The organism is Kribbella sp. NBC_00709 (genome assembly GCF_036226565.1).
In the GTDB taxonomy this organism is placed as follows: domain Bacteria; phylum Actinomycetota; class Actinomycetes; order Propionibacteriales; family Kribbellaceae; genus Kribbella.
In genome coordinates this window covers 7,796,646-7,814,368 of the sequence record NZ_CP108996.1, presented here as the reverse complement: position 1 = coordinate 7,814,368, position 17,723 = coordinate 7,796,646, and the positions used below count along the sequence as shown (strand labels likewise).

Here is a 17,723-nt window from a genome sequence, read left to right as displayed (position 1 = left end):
GATGGTTCAGTTCGCGGTGAACACACAGCGCTTCGATCCGTACAAGAACTTCAAGTTCCGGGTGAAGTGGGACGGGCGGTACGTCGCCGGGATCAGCAAGGTCGGTGCGCTGAAACGCACCACCGAAGTGGTCAAGCACCGCGAGGGCGGCGATCCGAGCACCACCCGGAAGTCGGCCGGCCGGAGCGAGTTCGAGGCGATCAGCCTGGAGCGCGGGGTCACCCACGACGTCGAGTTCGAGAACTGGGCGGCGAAGGTGTGGAACTTCGGCGCCGGCCTCGGCGCGGAGTCGTCGCTGCGGGACTTCCGCAAGGACGTGATCATCGAGGTCTACAACGAGGCGGGCCAGAAAGTCCTTGCCTACAAGGTGTTCCGCTGCTGGGTGTCGGAGTACCAGGCGCTGCCCGACCTCGACGCCAACGCGAACGCGGTCGCGATCCAGACCATCAAGCTCGAGAACGAGGGCTGGGAGCGCGACCTCGAGGTGACCGAGCCGGAGGAGCCGGCACTGACATGACCGCACGTCAGGTAGGCCTCCACGCACCCGCCGCGCTCGACGTCTGGGAGGCCGGCCTGCCGATGACGCCGGCCGCCCGGGCGTTGCTGCTGCTGGGCGCCGCCGGCCACCATGACGCCGGCGACTGGGCCGTCGGCGAACGCGACCGGGCGCTGATCCGGGACTGCGTTCCGGCCGGTCGATCGCTGGACGCGGTCACCGACTGTCCGGACTGCGGCGCACAGCTCGACATCGAGCTCGATCCGGCGGCGTTGGCGACACCAACGACCGGCGCATCGCAGGTTTCGGTGGAGTACGACGGGTACCGGGTCGTCGCCCGACTGCCTACGGGTGCCGATCTCGCGCAGTTGCCGGGGTCGATGGCGGACGAGGAACTCCGCCGTACGCTGCTTCAACGATGCATCCTGTCCGGGGACGCGGTTGCGGAGCTGCCCGAGGCGGTCGCCCTGGCCGTCGAGTCCGCGTTGGAAGAGGCGGATCCTGGCGCTGAGATCCGGCTGGCGTTGTCGTGCGCCGAGTGCGGTGCGGAGTGGTCGGAGTCGCTCGATCCGGTTCGGTTCGCGTGGACGTCGGTCGAGGTAGCGGCGCGGCGACTCGCGGTCGACGTACACGTGCTCGCTCAGGCCTATGGGTGGAGCGAGGCCGAGATTCTCGGGTTGAGTCCGTTTCGGCGCCGGTTGTATCTGTCGGCGGTGCAGCCGTGACCGGCTATCTGAGCCGGCTGGTGCTGCGCTCGACCCGGTCCGACACCGGACTGCGTCCGCGACCGTCGGCGGTGTACGAGACTCCCGCCGCCGATCCCGTCGTACGCCGACCGCTCGCGCCGAGCGTCCCCGGGCAGCAGGCGCTGTCCGAGGAGGTCGTCAGTGAGGCTGCTGACGAGGAGCAGGAGGTCTCGCGGGACCCTCGTCCGCGGCTCGGTCCGGCGGTTGGCGAACAACTGGAGATGAACGAGGACGCGGCCGCAACGAGCTCGGCGCACCAGCCCGCAGCTCACCCAGCAGCCCACCCAGCAGCCCGCCAGGTAGTCAGCCCGGTAGTCAGCCCGGTAGTCAGCCCGGCCGCTCGCTCGACAGTTCCTCGGTCCGCCGTGGAGGGCGCGATGCGTGCGGCCGTCGAGCCGGGCGACGCTGTAGTTGGCGAGAACGACGTGGCCGGCAGCGGGCAAGCTCAGCCGCCCACAACGAGCAGGATGGTGGCAGTCGGGGACCAGGCTGGACCAGGTGCACAAGACGTGCCAATGAGTGAGGTACACCAGTTCGCCCTCGCGTCGGACGCAGCGGCGTGGACCGCGGACGCGGAAGGCGCTGCGCCTGCGGGGGAGCGCGGGGTGAGGGAGCGCTGGACGCCTACGCGGCAGCCCCTGGGGCGGGCGAGCCAGGAGCACGCACAAGCGGATCAGGAACGCGGAGGGGTGAGCGCGGTGCCGACCGGACTGGCTTGGGGGGAGCCTGTGGCGGTTGTGCCTCGGTTGGAGGTTCCGGTGGAGGTGGGGGAGCCGGAGGTGAACGTGACGATCGGACGGATCGAGATCGTGCGGCCGGCGGTCGCCGAGCCCGCCCCGAGGCCGGCGCCTCGGCGCCGGACGACGTCCGCCCCTGATCTGGCGCAGTACTTGAAGTCGCGGAGCGGGCGGTGAGCAACTCGCTGGCCGTCGCTACGGTGACGGCCGCGCTGCAGGTCCTTCTGACCGACACGGTCGAGCAGGCGGTCAGCGGTGCGACGGTCTGGACCGACCGATCCGACGTACCTCGGCAGACCGCCGGCGTGAACATCTACCTGTACCGCACGTCGGACGATCCGGCCCGGCGCAACGACGATCTCCCGACCCGCGGCGCCGACGGTGCGATGCGGACCCGGCCGTGCCTGGCCGGTCGGCTGCATTACCTGCTGACGTTCCACGGCAAGGACGACGAGCTCGAACCGCAACGGTTGCTGGGGGCAACACTCGCCCGCTTGCACTCCCGTCCGATCGTCACCCGGGCCTTGATCGACCAGGTCGTCGCCGAGGCGACCGATCCGACGCCGCGCAACGAGTTCCTCGGGAAGACCGACCTGGCTGCCGCCGACGAGCTCGTCCGGCTGACACCCGAGCCGCTGGACCTGGACGAGTTGTCGAAGCTGTGGTCCGTCTTCTTCCAGACGGCGTACCAGCTGTCGGCGACGTACGTCGCATCGCCGGTCCTGCTGGAGGAGCGGGACGACGTCGCAGTACCGGCGCCGCCGGTCCTCGCGGAGCAACTGACCGTTCGCGGCGTACTTCGGCCGACGATCACCGGGGTCCGCAACTCCGCGGGTGCACGCGATCCGATCGTCGCCGACAGCGAGCTCGTCGTCGAGGGCAGCGGCCTGCGCGGCGAGCAGACCTCGATCCGCGTCGGCGCAGCCGAACTCACCCCGACCGCGGTCAGCCCCACCCAGCTGACGCTCGACCTGGGTGCCGACGCAGGCCTTCGGGCCGGGCTGCAACCGGTCCTGGTCGCGCATCGCTGGTTGGTAGGAGATCTGGCCGAACCACGCGGGGGCGAGACGAGCAATGTCGCCGGCGTGCTGCTGCAGCCTCGGATCACAGCCTCGTTCGGCGGCGGGGAGCTGACGGTGACCAGCGACCTTGTGATCGGCGCTCATCAGACCGTGACTGTCCGGCTGCTCTCGCCGAGCACGGGGCAGACCGTCCTGACTGTCGACGTACCCGCTCGGTCCATCGACTCGGCCACCGTCAGCGCTCCACTGACTCTGCCCAGCGGCCAGTACGCCGTCGTACTCCAGGTCGACGGCGCCGAGAGTCCCGTGTCTCCCGCGACCGGTCTTCCGATCACCGCGCCGGTGGTGACGATCTGATGGCCGCGTCCGTGAGCACCGAGGAACCAGCAGTCGAGGAGCAGAGCTGGGTCGAGGCGAACCAGGCGTACCTCGTCGCATCGCTGGCCGACCTGTCAGCAACCATGCGCTCCGAGCCTCCGGTCCGGCCGGAAGAGATGGAGCCACCGGCTGCTCTCGAGACACTCTGTGAGTCCTTCGGCCTGTCGGCGTTCGAACGTGCCGTACTGCTGCTGTGCGCGGGCGTCGAGCTGGACGCCCGCTTCCCATCCTTGTGCGCCGAGGCTGCCGGTGACCCCAACCGGCGCTGGCCTACGTTCGGTCTAGCGCTGGCTACTCTGCCCGGAGCACATTGGTCGGCGCTGACCCCGGACGGCGCGTTGCGGCGCTGGCGGCTGATCGAGGTCGCCGAACACAGCCCGCTGACGACGGCGGAGTTGCGGATCGACGAGCGCGTCCTCCATCACCTGACCGGACTCCGCGTCACCGACGCGAAGCTGACCGGCATCGTCAGCCCGGTCGAGAGCGCTGCCCCGATCACTCCGGGCCAGCGACCGGCAGCCCACGAACTGGTGAACGCGTGGCGTTCGGCCGAGGAGCTCGTGGGGGTGCTGACCGGAGCCGACCGCAGTACCCGGATCGCCGTCGCGGCTCATGCCGCCCACGACCTCGGACTACGCCTGTCGTTGCTCGAGGCAACCACAATCCCGGCGGCGGTCGGTGCGCGGGACGAGCTGGCGAGGTTGCTGGAACGAGAGAGCGCTCTCGGTGCGACCGCGTTCCTCGTCGAAGGGCACGACGACTGGTCCCTCGTGGACGCGCTGGTCGCGACATCCACGGCCCGGATCGCGGTCTCGGCCGATGAATCCGCCGTACTGCCACGCTGTCCGACGATGTCGATCGAGGTGCCCGCGCCGACCGCGACAGAGCAGCGCGAGCTGTGGCGTACGGCGGTCGACCCGGATGCGCCGATCGAGGAACTGGTCGCGGCTTTCGATCTCAGTGCGACCGCGATCGGGACCGCGGCCACGGCGGCAGGCGGCGACAGCGGTGCGCTGTGGTCAGCGTGCCGGGCGGTGGATCGCCCGCGGCTCACTGCGCATGCACGGCGCATCGAGTCGACCGCCCGCTGGGATGATCTGGTCCTCCCGGCACCGCAACGCCGTACGCTCGAGATGCTCGTCGCACATGCCCGTCATCGGGTCCAGGTGTACGACGACTGGGGACTCCGGATGGGCCGCAGCGCCGGGCTCGGCAGTACGGCGCTGTTCGGCGGCCCGAGCGGCACCGGGAAGACGTTCGCCGCCGAGGTGATCGCGAACGAGATCGGTCTCGACCTGTACCGCGTCGACCTGAGCGCAGTGGTGAGCAAGTACATCGGCGAGACCGAGAAGAACCTGCGGCAGGTTTTCGACGCGGCCGATCATGGAGCGGCAGTGCTGCTGTTCGACGAGGCGGACGCGTTGTTCGGCAAGCGCACCGAAGTACGCGACAGCCACGACCGCTACGCCAACGTCGAGGTGTCCTATCTCCTCCAGCGACTCGAGGCGTACCGCGGCATAGCGATCCTCACCACCAACCTCTCGGACGCCGTCGACACTGCCTTCCTGCGCCGGATCCGGTACGTCGTGCAGTTCCCGTTCCCCGACGAGAGGCAACGGGCAAGGCTGTGGCAGCGCGCCTTCCCGGCGGAGACCCCGACCGCTGGCGTCGATATCGGTGAGGTTGCCAAGCTCGCGCTCTCCGGCGGCGGTATCCGCAACGTGGCCGTCAACGCCGCCGTACTGGCCGCGGACGCAGGGACGCCGGTGCGGATGGAGCACATCCTGCAGGCCGCCCGGCTGGAGGCGGTCAAGTCCGGTCTACCCGTACCGTCGATTCGCCCGGAGGCCGGCGCATGACCAACGAACCGAGCCGAGTCCAGTTGCGCGACGTCAGCGTCCGCGGAGCGTCGATCGACAAAGCCCCGTTGCTTGCGACGATCGAACGCGCCGTCGCGGAGACGGGCACCACGGACAGGCGAACCGTGGAGTCCGTCGTCGCCGCGGCCGTCAAGGCACACCTCCGCGCGGAGAAATCATGACCAGCACCCACGCCGAGCCGCAGCCTGTCCTCCAGCGTTGTGGTGGCAAGGTCTGCCCGCCAGGGACCTGCAACCACGACGACTCCGACGAACTACAACGCCACACCACCGGACCGCACGCGAGCCACCGCGGCGCGGCGCCGCCGGTCGTTCACGACGTACTGCGGTCACCGGGTCACGCCCTGGACGACACGACCCGCGCCGACATGTCCGAGGCGTTCGGCCATCGGTTCGACGACGTCCGCGTGCACACGGACGCAGTGGCCGCTCGATCCGCGCGAGCCGTGGACGCGCTGGCCTACACAGTCGGCACGGACATCGTCTTCGACCACGGCCGCTACTCACCGGGTACGTCGGCCGGCCGCGAACTACTCGCTCACGAGCTGACGCACGTCGTCCAGCAACGGGGTACGTCGTGGCACCCGGGCAGCCCGCTCAGTGTCGGCGCGCCGGACAGCGCCGCGGAGCATGAGGCTCGAAGTCACGGACGAACAACGCCCACGGTGAGCGCCGAACCAACGGTCGCGCGCGCGGATCCACGCGCGGTGCAACTGACCCGGCAGCTCCACTTCACTCCGCGCACGGGCCTCAAATTCCTGCCCGTGAACATCGTCGACAGCCAGGTCGGACCGACCTCTGTCCAAGGTGGCCTGCTGACGCCTGGTCTCACGCAGTTGCAGGTCATCATCGGCCAGAACCTGACGCTGCGCGCGCTGGCGGCCGAGGTACGTCCGCTGTGGTTGACCGCCACACCGTTCACACCGCCCGGCGCGGTCGCGCCACTTCCGCTGGAACAGTTCACGCAGGACGAGCTCGCGCGAGGGCTCCTGGTGTTCAACCAGACCTACCTGCCGACCCCGGCGATGACCAACTGGCGAGCCGGCCTGCGGTTCCCGCTGCCGGCCGAGGTCGACGCGGCCGGGATGGTCACTCTGCATCCGTCCCAGATCAAGGCACTGGCCGGTGCTTTCGATCCGGCGTGGGAGCCACTGCTCGACCAGCGCGCCGGCAACAGCACCGCGCCGCCGGCCGCCACGCTGACAGCCGATGTCACCGCGTTCCTCGCCCGCGAACCGACGGCGCTTGCCCAAGGCATCCATCTGGGCGCACGGGCACTGACTGACGCGAGGGTGGAGCTGCCGTTCGTTCGCGAGGCCTTCCGCCAGCTCGGCGCCGGAGGGTTCGACGTCGCGCTCGCGTTCATGGACAACCTCGTCAACCGGGAGGTGGACGTGCTGGCCGCGCAGCGCGACGGCGCCGCGATCCTCACCCTGATCCGCACCGCACTCGGCGCGGCGCCCGCCGTACGGACTCCGGAGCAGCAGGCGAGCCTGGATCGCGCGAACCTGATGATGGGTCTGGTCGCCGGCCGGGCCGCGGCCACGCCGCCGGTTTCGACCAGGCCGCGGCCGATGCGGACGATCACCATCGACACCGTGAAGCTCGACGGTTCGACCCACACTCCGGCCACCGACGTCGCGATCGCGAACGCGATCTTCGCCCAGTGCAACGTCCGGATCGAGCACGTCCACGACGAGACCGCGACGGCTCCGGAGACGACCGGCTGGATCGGCGCGAACCGCGACCTCGCCGCCGACCCGGTCTGCGCGGTCCCGTCGGCCGAGGTCAGCACGCTGGTTCCGGCCGCGACGGCGAGATTCGGACTCACCAGCCGGATCCGGGCGTTCTTCCCGCGGACCTTCAGCCTGGCGGCCGGCCGTGGATTCTCCTGGCCGGCGTCCTGCGCCCCGGTCCCGTCGAAGCGCAACACGATCGTCGTACAGAACGCCGGGACCGAACGGACGCTCGCGCACGAGATCGGCCACATCCTGCTGAACCCCGGTCCGCACCAGGCGGCCGCGACCCAGAACGTCATGGTGCCCACCGCGGTGTCGCCGCTGGCCGAACGGTTCACCGACGCCGACTGCACGTCCATCTACAGCGGGTTCTGAGACCTCGTGACGGGGCGGTGACGGGCCGGTCGGGAGGCTGGACCCGTGACGGGATTCTCGGGTTCTCCGCAGGTGTTCAAGGGGGCGCTGATCGGCCTCGACCCGTTGAAGCCGGTGGCCAGCGTCGTCGTGTTCCAGTACAACCCGGAGAAGGTCACGCGCCGGCTGCGGCCGAAGACGACCGGCTCGGACGGATCCGAAGGCGAGGCGCTGCGGCTGTCCGGTCCACCCGAGGAGACGTTCGAGCTGGACATCGAGATCGACGCCGTCGATCAACTGGCCAACGGCGATCCGGTCGCCGAGAGTCTCGGCATCGCACCACAACTGGCATCGCTGGAGATGATGCTCTACCCGCCGTCCGCGCTGGTCATCGCCAACGAAGCCCTGATGCTCGCCGGGTTGATCGAGGTGATCGCGCCGGAGGCGCCGCTGGCCCTGCTGATCTGGGGGCCGAGCCGCGTGCTGCCCGTCCGGGTCACCGATCTGACCATCGCGGAAGAGGCGTACGACCCCGGCCTGAACCCGATCCAGGCGAAGGTCACGGTCGCAGTGCGAGTTCTGACGTACGACGACCTGGGACTGGCCAGCGTCGGCGGCGGGCTGTTCCTGGTGCACCAGATCGCCAAGGAGGTCATGGCGAGCATGGCCGGCGTGAGCTCGTTCACCGCGACCGCAACCGCCGGACTCGGTGGAAGGGCCTGACATGTTCACGCCGACGAGCCGGTACGCGGGCCTGCCGACCACGACCATCACCGTCACCGGACCGGACGGCCAACCGCGCGAGCTCACCTACGTACGTCGCCGCGTCCTCCCACGACCACAGGACCACGCCGTACTCGCGCAGCACATCGTCGAGCCGGGGGAGCGGCTGGATCATCTGGGCGACCGGTACCTCGGCGATGCCACGCAGTACTGGCGGATCTGTGACGCGGCCGGCGTACTCCGGCCGGACGAGCTGGAGCATCCGGGGCAGCGGGCACCGATCGCGATGCCGCCGAGCGGGTGACTGCTGTGCTCGAAAGCGTTCTCGGTATTCGTCTGCTGCTGTGGGCCGGTGATCCCCTTCCGGTACCGCAGCCGCAGCTGTTGCCGGCTCTGCGGAGCGCCGAGGTCACCAACGACAGCGACTCGATGGACGGCTTCCAGCTGACCTTCGCACTGACCAAGAACCGGCTCGGCCGCTTCGACATCATCGACACGTTGGCGCCGGGGACCCGCGTATGGATCGGCGCCGTGCTCGGCGTCGTACCGCAACCGCTGATCGACGGCGTGGTCGAACGCCACGACCTCTCGCCGAGTGGGACGCCCGGCGAGTCGACGCTCAGTGTCACGGGGACCACGGTCACCTCGCTGCTCGGGCTGGCCGAACGCAACCAGCCACATCCGAATCAACCGGACTCGGTCATCGTCATGGCGGCCCTTGCCCAGTACCCGGAGCTCGGTCTCGTCCCTGCCGTGTCGCCGACGACGGACATCCCGCTCGAGCTCGACCGGACACCGCAGCAGAACGAGACCGACCTGGCACTGATCGAACGGCTGGCCACGGCGAACAGCTTCGTGTTCTACACCGAGCCGATCACCTTCGGAGTGAACAAGGCGTACTGGGGACCAGTACTGCGGACCTCGCTTCCGCAACCCCGGCTGACCGTCGGCATGGGACCGCATCAGAACGTACGCAGTCTGTCCTTCGGCTTCGACTCACTGGCTGCGGTCGGCGCCGAGGGATCGTTCATCGACCCGATCTTCAAGTTGAAGATCCCGCTGCCCGCGATGCCCGCGCTGCGGATCCCGCCGCTGTCGGCCAGTCCGGCGCCGGCCCGGCGTACGACCCGGCTCCGGACGGCGGCCAATGCCGGTCCCGCGCTCGGCGCGCTCGCCTCGGCAGCAGCCGCGACCCAAGCGCCCGAGGCAGTCTCCGGCTCGGGGACACTCGACACCTCGCGGTACGGCGCGATCCTGCGGGCTCGCGGTCTCGTCGGGCTTCGTGGTGCCGGCACCGACTACGACGGGTACTACTACGTCCGCCGCGTCACCCACACGATCTCGGTCGGTTCCTACACCCAGTCGTTCGCGCTGAGCCGCGAGGGTACGTCGTCGCTCACACCGGTGGTCGTGCCGTGACCGGGAAGGAGTTCTGGGGCAAGTACCGCGGCGTCGTCAACGACGTCAGCGACCCGATGATGCAGATGCGGATCAAGGCCGACGTCCCCGACGTGTACGGCGACGGCTCGAGCGGCTGGGCGTTGCCGTGCGCGCCGTTCGGCGGAGACCAGATGGGGTTCTTCGCGTTGCCCGATGTCGGCGCGGGCGTCTGGATCGAGTTCGAGCACGGGGACCCGGACTACCCGATCTGGACCGGGTGCTGGTGGGGTTCGAGTTCGGAGCTGCCGAGCAAGTGGCTGTCGCCGCCGTACCAGAAGACGATGATCGTCACCGGCGCCGGGCACAGCATCACGATCGACGACACACCCGGCGCCGGCGGCATCACGCTGGAGACCGCCGACGGCGCCTCGGTGAAGCTGAGCGCGACCGGCCTCGAGATCGTCAACGGCAGCGGTGGTTCGATCAAGCTCACCGGCCCGAAGGTCTCGGTGAACGACGGTGCGCTGGAGGTCATCTGATGGCCGCCTTCGTCCTGTCCCAGAGCGACACCGTCCTGTGCATGCACGGCGGCCAGGCACAGCCGACGACTCCGCTGCCGCGGGTCAAGGTCAACAGTCAGGCAGCGATCGGGCAAGACTCGGTCTACACGATCTCCGGCTGCCCATTGCCGCCACCCAGTACGCCGCCTTGTGTCACAGCCAACTGGGTGGTTGCGGCGTTGCGAGTGACGTCGTCCGGCGTACCGCTGCTGATCAGCACCGCTACGGCGGTGTGCGTACCGACCGGCACCGGTCTGCAAGTGGTGGCGTCCCAGACTCGGGTGCAGGCGACATGAGTGACGTAGCGTTCCCGCTCCGCATCGACAGCCGCGGCCGCACCGCGCGGACCGAGCGCGACGACCACATCCGGCAGCTGGTCGAGCAGGTGCTGTTCACCGCACCCGGCGAACGCGTGAACCGGCCGACGTTCGGCTGCGGCCTTCTGCAGCTGGTCTTCCAGCCTAACTCCGAGCCGCTGGCGGTCGCGATGCGCGTGACCGTGCAGGCCGCGTTGCACGAGTGGTTGGCCGACCTGATCAGTGTCGAGAAGGTCGATGTCCGTGCCGAGGCGGAGACGCTGCGAGTCACCGTTGCATACACGGTCCGTGCGACCAGCGAGGCACGCGTCGACGAGTTCCGGAGTACGCCGTGAGTACGCCGTACTCGTGTGCGGACGAGCTGCGCGCCGAGGCGGTCCGTGATGCCGACACGGTGAACGGCATCGACTATCTCGAGGTGATCGGCGGTCAGACCAAGCTCGAAGTCCACTTCCTGCATCCGTTGCCCGGCCAGGTCGACGGCGTACCGGCGGGCGGGACTCGCCTGAACCGCACCCATCTGGTCATCTCCGGCGGCGATCGGGTCCGGGATATCCGGGTGGTGACCACGTCGACGAGCAACGACGTCCTGACCGTCACGGTGTCGGGTCCGGGCGACTTCTCGACGTACCAGCTCCAGTTGATCGATCCGGTCACAGGCACGACGCCGGGCGGTTTCGACCCGCGGTTGAGTGCGATCGACTTCTCGTTCAAGGCCGGCTGCCCGACCCGCTTCGACTGCGCTGCACGCTCCGGGGCCCCAGCGGCCGTCGACACCTCGCGGGTGCGGGACTACCTGGCCAAGGACTACGACAGCTTCCGGCAGTTGATGCTGGACCGGCTCGCGGGCACCGTGCCCGACTGGACCGAGCGGAATCCGGCCGATCTGCAGGTCACCTTGGTCGAGCTGCTCGCGTTCGTGGCGGACCGGCTGAGCTACGAGCAGGACGCGGTCGCGATGGAGGCCTACCTCGGCACAGCGCGCCGTCGGGTGTCCGTACGCCGCCACGCCCGCCTGCTCGGCTATCGCGTCCACGAAGGTTGCGCCGCCCGTGCCTTCGTGCACGTCGCCGTGAGCGAGCTGACGCCGATCGAGGCGGGCCGGCCGTTCCTCACCGCGGACAGCGAATTCGGCTTCGAGGCACTGCACGGGCTGCAGGCGGATCCGGGCAACAATCGGCTGGACTTCTACACGTGGACAGACGATCAGTGCGTGTTGCCCGCCGGCTCGATCTCGGCAACCCTGACCTCGGGTGGCACCCTCGGACCCGGAGACTTCCTGCTCCTCGAAGAGATCGCCGGGCCGCGCTCGGGACTCCCCGTCGACGCCGACCGGGCCCACCGTCACGTTGTCCGGCTGACGACGGTCACTCCGATGATCGATCCGCTGGACGGGACCGCAGTCGTCGAGGTGACGTGGGATGGCGAGGACGCACTGCCGTTCCCGTTACAGGTCAGCTCGATCGTCGACACCCGCGACGGACCGCGGCAGCGTGTCGTGTGTGCGGTTGCCCGCGGCAACGTCGTACTCGTCGAGCATGGTGTGCGGATGGCGCCGGTCGTACTGTCCGACGAGCTCGACGCGGCCGGCCGGTGGCTGCCGGTGCTGCCAGGTGGACGGCCGACGTACGCGGCGGCGTACGACGTCAGCGCTCCGGCGACTCGTCAGCTTGCCCTGGATCCGCGCGCGGCCACACCGTTGGTGGAGGTGAATGACGGCGATCGCGACTATGACCCGGTTGTCGATCTCCTCGGCTCGGGGGCGGACGCGGCCGAGTTCGTCGTCGAGCCCGAGGACGACGGCAGCACCAGGCTCCGCTTCGGCGACGGCGTCTATGGCCGGCGACCGGACCCGACCGCGCGGCACGAGGTCTCCTATCGGCAGGGACACGGCACGGTCGGGAACGTCGGGGCGGAATCGATCACCCAACTGCGGCCGGGCGACGAACGCGTGCTCACCGTCCGGAACCCGATGGCAGCGGCGGGCGGATTCGATCCCGAGCCGACCGAGAAGGTCCGGACGGACGCGCCGTACGCCTTCCGCATCCAGGACCGCGCGGTCACCGAGGCCGACTACGGCACGCTGACCACGGAACGCTTTCCGGGAGTGCAGCGCGCCGCGGGTCATCTGCGCTGGACCGGCAGTTGGTACACGGCGTTCGTCACGGTCGACCGCGTCGGCGGCGGCGAGGTCGACGTACCGTTCGAGCAGGACGTCAAGGGCTTCCTCGACCGGTACCGGATGGCCGGCGTCGACGTCGAGGTGTCCGCGCCGAAGCCAGTGCCGCTCGATCTGGAGCTGCTGGTCGGTGCCCGGCCCACCCGCTTCAACACCGACGTCGAGGCCGACGTGCTCGACGTCCTGTCGTCCGGCGTGCTGCGCGACGGGCGGCGCGGGCTGTTCCATCCCGACAACTTCACCTTCGGTACGCCGGTCTACCTGAGCCCGATCTACGCCGCGGTGCTCGCGGTGCCCGGTGTCGCGACGGTGCGGGCGACCAGGTTCCAGAGGTACGGCGAACCGGCCGGCGACGAGCTGACGAAGGGCGTCCTGACGGTACGCGACCTCGAGATCGCGCAACTGGCCAACGATCCGGACCGGCCGGAGCGCGGCCTGCTCACGGTGACGGTGGTGGGTGGGCGATGACGGACTCACCGGCGATCCAGCGACGCGTCGGCACCGCGGCCACGTTCTCCGCGGCGATGCTGAGTGGTCTTGGGCGGCAGCCGGCGCTCGACCGGTTCACCGAGCGGCGGACCGACGATCCGTCGATCGCTCTGGTGGACGCCTGGTCCGCAGTACTCGATGTGCTGACCTTCTACTCAGAGCGACTGAGCAACGAAGGGTATTTGCCGACAGCAACTGAATCGTCGTCGGTGAACGAGCTCGCGCACGCCGTCGGGTACCAGCCCGCGCGCGGCCGCGCCTCGGCGACCTTGCTGGCGTTCACCCTGGAGGAGGCGATCGGCGCGCCGCTGCTGGTGCCGATACCGGTCGGGACCAAGGTCTCCAGCATGCCGGGACCGGGACAGGTCCCGCAGAACTACGAGACGGTGGAGCCGCTGGACGCGCGACCGGCGTGGAACGCCATCGCCGGCCGCACGGGGAGCGTCCAGCACCTACGGCCAGGCGCCCGGTCCGCGTACGTCGACGGTCTCCGGGCCGACCTCTCGATCGGTGACGCCGTCCTGCTGGTCGGTTCGGAGCGGGAGAACTCCGACACGGCGGGGGAGTGGGCATTCCGGATGCTGTCGGGAGTCGAACTGCTGCCCGCGCTCGGCGCGACCCGACTGTCCTGGTCCGAACCGCTGGGGGCGGCCACACCGGACCCCACCGATGCAGGGTTGTTCGTACTGCGCCGCCGGGCTGGCGTCTTCGGCGCCAACGCTCCCGACTACCGACTGATCCAGGATGCAGCCGCACAGCCGACAGCGCTGCAGTTGGAGCAGACGGCCACGGTGCACACGGCGGCGCGTCCGGTGACCTCGCCTCCGATCGGGAACGAGATCCTGTTGCCTCCGGGGCGGCCTCCGACCGTGCCGACGACTGGAGACTGGCCCGGCTGGACCGTCGTCGTACCCGGTGGCGCGGACAACGTCGTCGACCTCGACGGTCTCTACCCGAACGCGACCATCGACTCGTGGGCCGTCCTCAGCCTGGCCGGGGTGCCCGAGCCCTACCGAGTCCAAGCCGTCAGTGAATCCTCGCGCACGGACTACGCGCTCACCTCCCGAGTCGCCCGGCTCACCTTGCGCGGGCCATCGATCCGCGGCCGGTTCAGCGACAACGTGCGAGAGACCAGCGTGTGGGTCGGCTCCGAGCTCCTCGCGCTTGCGGAGGTACCGAACCCGCTGCCCGTGCAGGGCGACCAGATCGAGCTGGCGCGACCCATCCCGACAGTCGAGGCGGGGCGCACTGTCGTTGTCCGAGGCCCCCATCCGCTGATCCAGGTCGCCGACGGCGTCCGCGGACTGACGGTCACGCCCGACCAGGGGACAAGCCTGGTCCTGCACGCCGGCGAATTGCTGGAAGCAGTGGCGCCCGCGGTGGACAACGAGGACGGCTCCATCACCTGGTCGACCACCCGCGGGACGTTGACCGCGCAAGCCCATCAGGTGGTCTCCGTCAGGCCGGCGAACGACGCCGAGATCTTCACAGAGGTCGCGATCGTTGCGGGGCCGACCGCCGACACGGACACCGTCGACGCTTTGGTCTTCGCCGTCCCGCTCACCGGTTGCTACGACCGCGAGCTGGTCCGCGCGTCGGCGAACGTCGCGTCGGCCACCCACGGCGAGACGCGGTCCCAGGTGCTCGGCAGCGGCAACACAAGCACGCCGTACCAGACCTTCAAGTTGTCGCAGGCGCCGCTGACGTACGTCGCCGGGCCCAGCGGAACTGTTGTGTCGACGCTCCAGGTCCGCGTCGACGGCCGGCTCTGGACCGAGGTCCCGCAGCTGTTCGGCACCGGTCCGGCGGACGAGGTCTACACGAGCCTTGCGGATGCCGACGGGGTCACGACTGTCCGCTTCGGCGACGGGCTGACCGGCGCGCGGCTACCGACCGGGACCAACAACATCACCGCTACCTATCGCATCGGCACCGGCCTCGTCGGCCGAGTCGACGCCGGGCAGCTCACCCTGCCGATGAGCAGGCCGCTCGGGCTGAAGGCCGTGACCAATCCATCGGCCACCGGTCTCGCGGCCGATCCTGAGCCGGCTGACAGCGTCCGGGCGAATGCGCCTCGCACCGCCTTGACCCTGGATCGAGTGGTGTCGTTGCAGGATGTCGAGGACTTCGCCCGGGCCGTCGCCGGTATCGGCAAGGCGCACGCGACCCGGCTCTGGGACGGACGCCGGCTGATCGTGCACCTCACTGTCACCGGCACCGCCGGGCAGGACATCGACGACCAGGCGCTGCAAGACCTGAAGACCGCCCTCCTCGCGGCTGGCGACGAGCGAATGCCGCTGGTCGTCGACCGTGCCGAGCGGTTGTTCGTCCCGGTCGCCGCGACCGTATTCGTTGCCGCAGGCTATGACCAGTCGACTGTGCTCGCGGGCGTCAGGGCAGAGCTCGGTACGGCGCTCGCGATCGACGTCCGCGACCTGGCCCAGCCGCTGACGATCGGCGACGTCCTGCTGGCTGCCCATCGCGTGCCCGGGGTGGAGGCGGTCACTGTGACCGATCCGGTCGCGGACGTGCCGGCCCTGCCGGCCAGGATGTCTGCGGGTCAGGCGCTCCCCGCACAGATCGTCGCGCTGGCGGCCAACGGGCTGGCGGTGTAGCGATGAGCTACCGGGACGAACTGATGGAGCTGCTGCCGCTATTGCACCGGCAGCGCGACGCCGACGGTGTCCTCGAGGCCTTCCTGCAGGTACTCGGCGAGCAGGCGGACGTGGTCGCCAAGGACCTCGGCCTGCTCTACGACGACTGGTTCATCGAGACCTGCGCCGACGCCCTCGTTCCGTACATCGGCGACCTGCTGGGCGTCCGCCTGCTGTATCCGCTCGGACCAGGTGCGGGCCGGATGCGCGCGCTGGTGGCCGACATTCTCGATCATCGACGGCGCAAGGGAACCATCTCGGGTCTCGAGCGGCTCGCGTACGACGTGACGGGGTGGCCAACGGCCGCGGTCGAGTACTTCGGCCGCCTCGGCACGACGCAGTACCTGGCGCATCAGCGGCCGGATCAGCTCCAGGTCCCCGATCTCCGACGTACCTCCGATCTTGAGCTGATCAGTGGGCCGTTCGGTACGGCGGCGCACACGGCCGAGGTACGCCGGCCGCCGGCGGGCCGTTTCGGGATCGGCACGATCGGACTCCATGTCTGGCGACTGGTACCGCAGCGGGTGAGCAGGGCGACGGCGCGCGCTGTCGCGGATCCCGCGGACGGACGCTTCACGGTCGATCCACGCGGCCTCGACATACCGCTGTTCAACCCGGGCAGCACTGAGCCGTCGTTCGACAGTCGCACCGCCGAGCAGAACGTCCCCGCGCCGTTGCGGCGCCGCGCCCTGTACGACGAGCTGGAGGCGTTGCGGGCGGGATCGTCGGAGCCGCCGCGGTGGTTCGGCGACGATCCGGTGATCGAGGTGTTCGCCGATCTGGGCAACGGGGTCGAGGTGATCCCGCGGAGTGAGCTGACGTCCGCCGATCTGACCGGTTCTCCCACGAGTTGGCCTCGGCCGGCCGGCCCGATCAAGGTCGCCGTGGATCCCGTGCTCGGACGGGTCGCGTTCCGCGCCGACCTGGCCCCGACGACCGTCGAGGTCACCGCTTCCTTCGCCAGTCCTGGGCGTATCGGTGCGGGGGCCTACGATCGCCAGGACCCGCGCACCGCAGATCTGCTGAGCCGGGCGACCTGGTTCCGGGTGGTCAGCAGTGCACTTGCACCGGTTGCGGGCGTCCGCCTGGCGACCCTGACCGATGCCGTCGACGACTGGAACGCCGTACCTCCGGGCGCGGTCGGCGCCATCGTCGTGCTGGACAACCGGAGCTACGCGGGCGACCTCGGCATTGCAGTGCCCGAGGGGAGCGAGCTGCTGGTGATTGCCGCCGAGTGGCCCGCCGCGGAGGCCGACGTGCCGGTGGCGCTGGATCCGTCAGATGCGATACCTGCCGATCGCCGTCCGCACCTCAACGGGTCGCTGGCCACGCGTGGCGGTGCCGCGGTCGACGTCCCCGGCGAACTGACGCTGGACGGCTTCCTCGTCGAAGGATCTGTGGGCGTAGCCCCGGGTGATCTCGGTCGGCTCGCGGTGCGGAGCTGCACGCTCGGTGATCTGAGCGTCAAGGAGCCGACGTCGCCGGAGACCGACAACGGCCGACTCGTCATCGAGGTGGAACGCACTCTGGCCGCGACGGTCTCGATCCCCGCGCCAGGACCGGAGTTGCAACTGACCACGTCGATCGTCGAAGAGATCGACGCTCCGGGGGCTCCGGTCGTACTCCTCGAGGTCACCGTTCTCGGTCCAGTGACCGCACAACAGTTGGACGCGAGTGATTGCGTGCTCGACGGCTCGGTCACGGTGGAGCGCCGCCAGCACGGCTGCCTGCGCTTCAGTTATCTCGCGAGCGGCACGACGACTCCGCGGAGGTATCGCTGCCAGCCGGACCTCGCGTTGGCGGACGTCACCGATCCGGCGCAGGCGGCGATCATCCGGGCGCGGCTGTCGCCGGTGTTCAGTTCGACGGCGCCGGGCGATCCGGCGTACGCGCGACTGGACGCCCGGAGCGATGTCGCTCTGCTGACCGGTTCATCGGCAGGCGCGGCGATGGGGGCGTACGCGGAGCTGGCGGAACCACAGCGCGAGGCCAACCTGGCCGCCGTGCTGGAGGAGTACCTGCGGATCGGCCTCGATGCCGGGGTGGTGCAGGAAAGTTGAGGGCTGCTGA

Annotated in this window: 16 protein-coding genes; all 16 read left to right on the top strand. The window is 69.7% G+C overall.

Going from position 1 to position 17,723, the window contains the following annotated elements:
* Position 1: 1 nt before the first annotated feature.
* From OHA18_RS38140 to OHA18_RS38065, 16 genes are read left to right on the top strand one after another with little or no spacing between them, the layout of a single operon-like run.
* Positions 2 to 517, top strand: a complete 516-nt coding sequence (locus OHA18_RS38140; protein WP_134115615.1) for a phage tail protein — start codon at positions 2 to 4, stop codon at positions 515 to 517.
* Complete coding sequence (locus OHA18_RS38135; protein ID WP_329000250.1) at positions 514 to 1,221, top strand: hypothetical protein; 708 nt, start codon at positions 514 to 516, stop codon at positions 1,219 to 1,221. Before OHA18_RS38140 ends, OHA18_RS38135 begins: the two co-directional genes overlap by 4 nt.
* Entirely contained in the window at positions 1,218 to 2,156 is a 939-nt protein-coding gene (locus tag OHA18_RS38130; RefSeq protein ID WP_329000249.1) for a hypothetical protein, read from the top strand. Before OHA18_RS38135 ends, OHA18_RS38130 begins: the two co-directional genes overlap by 4 nt.
* Positions 2,153 to 3,358, top strand: coding sequence for a DUF4255 domain-containing protein (locus tag OHA18_RS38125; protein ID WP_329000248.1), 1,206 nt, complete (start codon positions 2,153 to 2,155; stop codon positions 3,356 to 3,358). Before OHA18_RS38130 ends, OHA18_RS38125 begins: the two co-directional genes overlap by 4 nt.
* On the top strand, positions 3,358 to 5,238 hold the full coding sequence (locus tag OHA18_RS38120; protein ID WP_329000247.1) for an ATP-binding protein: 1,881 nt from the start codon (positions 3,358 to 3,360) through the stop codon (positions 5,236 to 5,238). The genes OHA18_RS38125 and OHA18_RS38120 overlap by 1 nt, the downstream gene beginning before the upstream one ends.
* The gene (locus tag OHA18_RS38115; protein WP_329000246.1) at positions 5,235 to 5,420 is read left to right on the top strand and encodes a hypothetical protein; all 186 of its coding nucleotides are present in this window, start codon (positions 5,235 to 5,237) and stop codon (positions 5,418 to 5,420) included. The genes OHA18_RS38120 and OHA18_RS38115 overlap by 4 nt, the downstream gene beginning before the upstream one ends.
* Positions 5,417 to 7,372: an eCIS core domain-containing protein gene (locus OHA18_RS38110; protein WP_329000245.1), complete on the top strand. Its 1,956-nt coding sequence runs from the start codon at positions 5,417 to 5,419 to the stop codon at positions 7,370 to 7,372. The genes OHA18_RS38115 and OHA18_RS38110 overlap by 4 nt, the downstream gene beginning before the upstream one ends.
* Before the next feature lie 45 nt (positions 7,373 to 7,417).
* Positions 7,418 to 8,074 carry a hypothetical protein gene (locus OHA18_RS38105; RefSeq protein WP_329000244.1) on the top strand — a complete coding sequence of 219 codons (657 nt, stop codon included), beginning with the start codon at positions 7,418 to 7,420 and terminating at the stop codon, positions 8,072 to 8,074.
* 1 nt (position 8,075) lies between these two features.
* Positions 8,076 to 8,378 carry a LysM domain-containing protein gene (locus tag OHA18_RS38100; protein ID WP_329000243.1) on the top strand — a complete coding sequence of 101 codons (303 nt, stop codon included), beginning with the start codon at positions 8,076 to 8,078 and terminating at the stop codon, positions 8,376 to 8,378.
* Positions 8,379 to 8,383: 5 nt separating this feature from the next.
* The gene (locus OHA18_RS38095) at positions 8,384 to 9,493 is read left to right on the top strand and encodes a phage late control D family protein (RefSeq protein WP_329000242.1); all 1,110 of its coding nucleotides are present in this window, start codon (positions 8,384 to 8,386) and stop codon (positions 9,491 to 9,493) included.
* Complete coding sequence (locus OHA18_RS38090) at positions 9,490 to 9,993, top strand: phage baseplate assembly protein V (RefSeq protein ID WP_329000241.1); 504 nt, start codon at positions 9,490 to 9,492, stop codon at positions 9,991 to 9,993. The genes OHA18_RS38095 and OHA18_RS38090 overlap by 4 nt, the downstream gene beginning before the upstream one ends.
* Entirely contained in the window at positions 9,993 to 10,310 is a 318-nt protein-coding gene (locus OHA18_RS38085) for a hypothetical protein (RefSeq protein WP_329000240.1), read from the top strand. Before OHA18_RS38090 ends, OHA18_RS38085 begins: the two co-directional genes overlap by 1 nt.
* Entirely contained in the window at positions 10,307 to 10,666 is a 360-nt protein-coding gene (locus tag OHA18_RS38080) for a GPW/gp25 family protein (RefSeq protein ID WP_329000239.1), read from the top strand. Before OHA18_RS38085 ends, OHA18_RS38080 begins: the two co-directional genes overlap by 4 nt.
* Positions 10,663 to 12,978, top strand: coding sequence for a baseplate J/gp47 family protein (locus tag OHA18_RS38075; RefSeq protein ID WP_329000238.1), 2,316 nt, complete (start codon positions 10,663 to 10,665; stop codon positions 12,976 to 12,978). Before OHA18_RS38080 ends, OHA18_RS38075 begins: the two co-directional genes overlap by 4 nt.
* Positions 12,975 to 15,614 carry a hypothetical protein gene (locus OHA18_RS38070; protein ID WP_329000237.1) on the top strand — a complete coding sequence of 880 codons (2,640 nt, stop codon included), beginning with the start codon at positions 12,975 to 12,977 and terminating at the stop codon, positions 15,612 to 15,614. Before OHA18_RS38075 ends, OHA18_RS38070 begins: the two co-directional genes overlap by 4 nt.
* Before the next feature lie 2 nt (positions 15,615 to 15,616).
* On the top strand, positions 15,617 to 17,713 hold the full coding sequence (locus OHA18_RS38065) for a hypothetical protein (RefSeq protein ID WP_329000236.1): 2,097 nt from the start codon (positions 15,617 to 15,619) through the stop codon (positions 17,711 to 17,713).
* The last annotated feature ends 10 nt before the right edge of the window (positions 17,714 to 17,723 follow it).

What these genes read in the sequence shown, in the direction of transcription:
- OHA18_RS38135 (WP_329000250.1), top strand. Translation starts at nt 514, where the DNA reads ATGACCGCACGTCAGGTAGGCCTCCACGCACCCGCCGCGCTCGACGTC.
- OHA18_RS38115 (WP_329000246.1), top strand. Translation starts at nt 5,235, where the DNA reads ATGACCAACGAACCGAGCCGAGTCCAGTTGCGCGACGTCAGCGTCCGC.
- OHA18_RS38110 (WP_329000245.1), top strand. Translation starts at nt 5,417, where the DNA reads ATGACCAGCACCCACGCCGAGCCGCAGCCTGTCCTCCAGCGTTGTGGT.
- OHA18_RS38080 (WP_329000239.1), top strand. Translation starts at nt 10,307, where the DNA reads ATGAGTGACGTAGCGTTCCCGCTCCGCATCGACAGCCGCGGCCGCACC.
- OHA18_RS38140 (WP_134115615.1), top strand. Translation starts at nt 2, where the DNA reads ATGGTTCAGTTCGCGGTGAACACACAGCGCTTCGATCCGTACAAGAAC.
- OHA18_RS38070 (WP_329000237.1), top strand. Translation starts at nt 12,975, where the DNA reads ATGACGGACTCACCGGCGATCCAGCGACGCGTCGGCACCGCGGCCACG.
- OHA18_RS38120 (WP_329000247.1), top strand. Translation starts at nt 3,358, where the DNA reads ATGGCCGCGTCCGTGAGCACCGAGGAACCAGCAGTCGAGGAGCAGAGC.
- OHA18_RS38085 (WP_329000240.1), top strand. Translation starts at nt 9,993, where the DNA reads ATGGCCGCCTTCGTCCTGTCCCAGAGCGACACCGTCCTGTGCATGCAC.
- OHA18_RS38065 (WP_329000236.1), top strand. Translation starts at nt 15,617, where the DNA reads ATGAGCTACCGGGACGAACTGATGGAGCTGCTGCCGCTATTGCACCGG.
- OHA18_RS38100 (WP_329000243.1), top strand. Translation starts at nt 8,076, where the DNA reads ATGTTCACGCCGACGAGCCGGTACGCGGGCCTGCCGACCACGACCATC.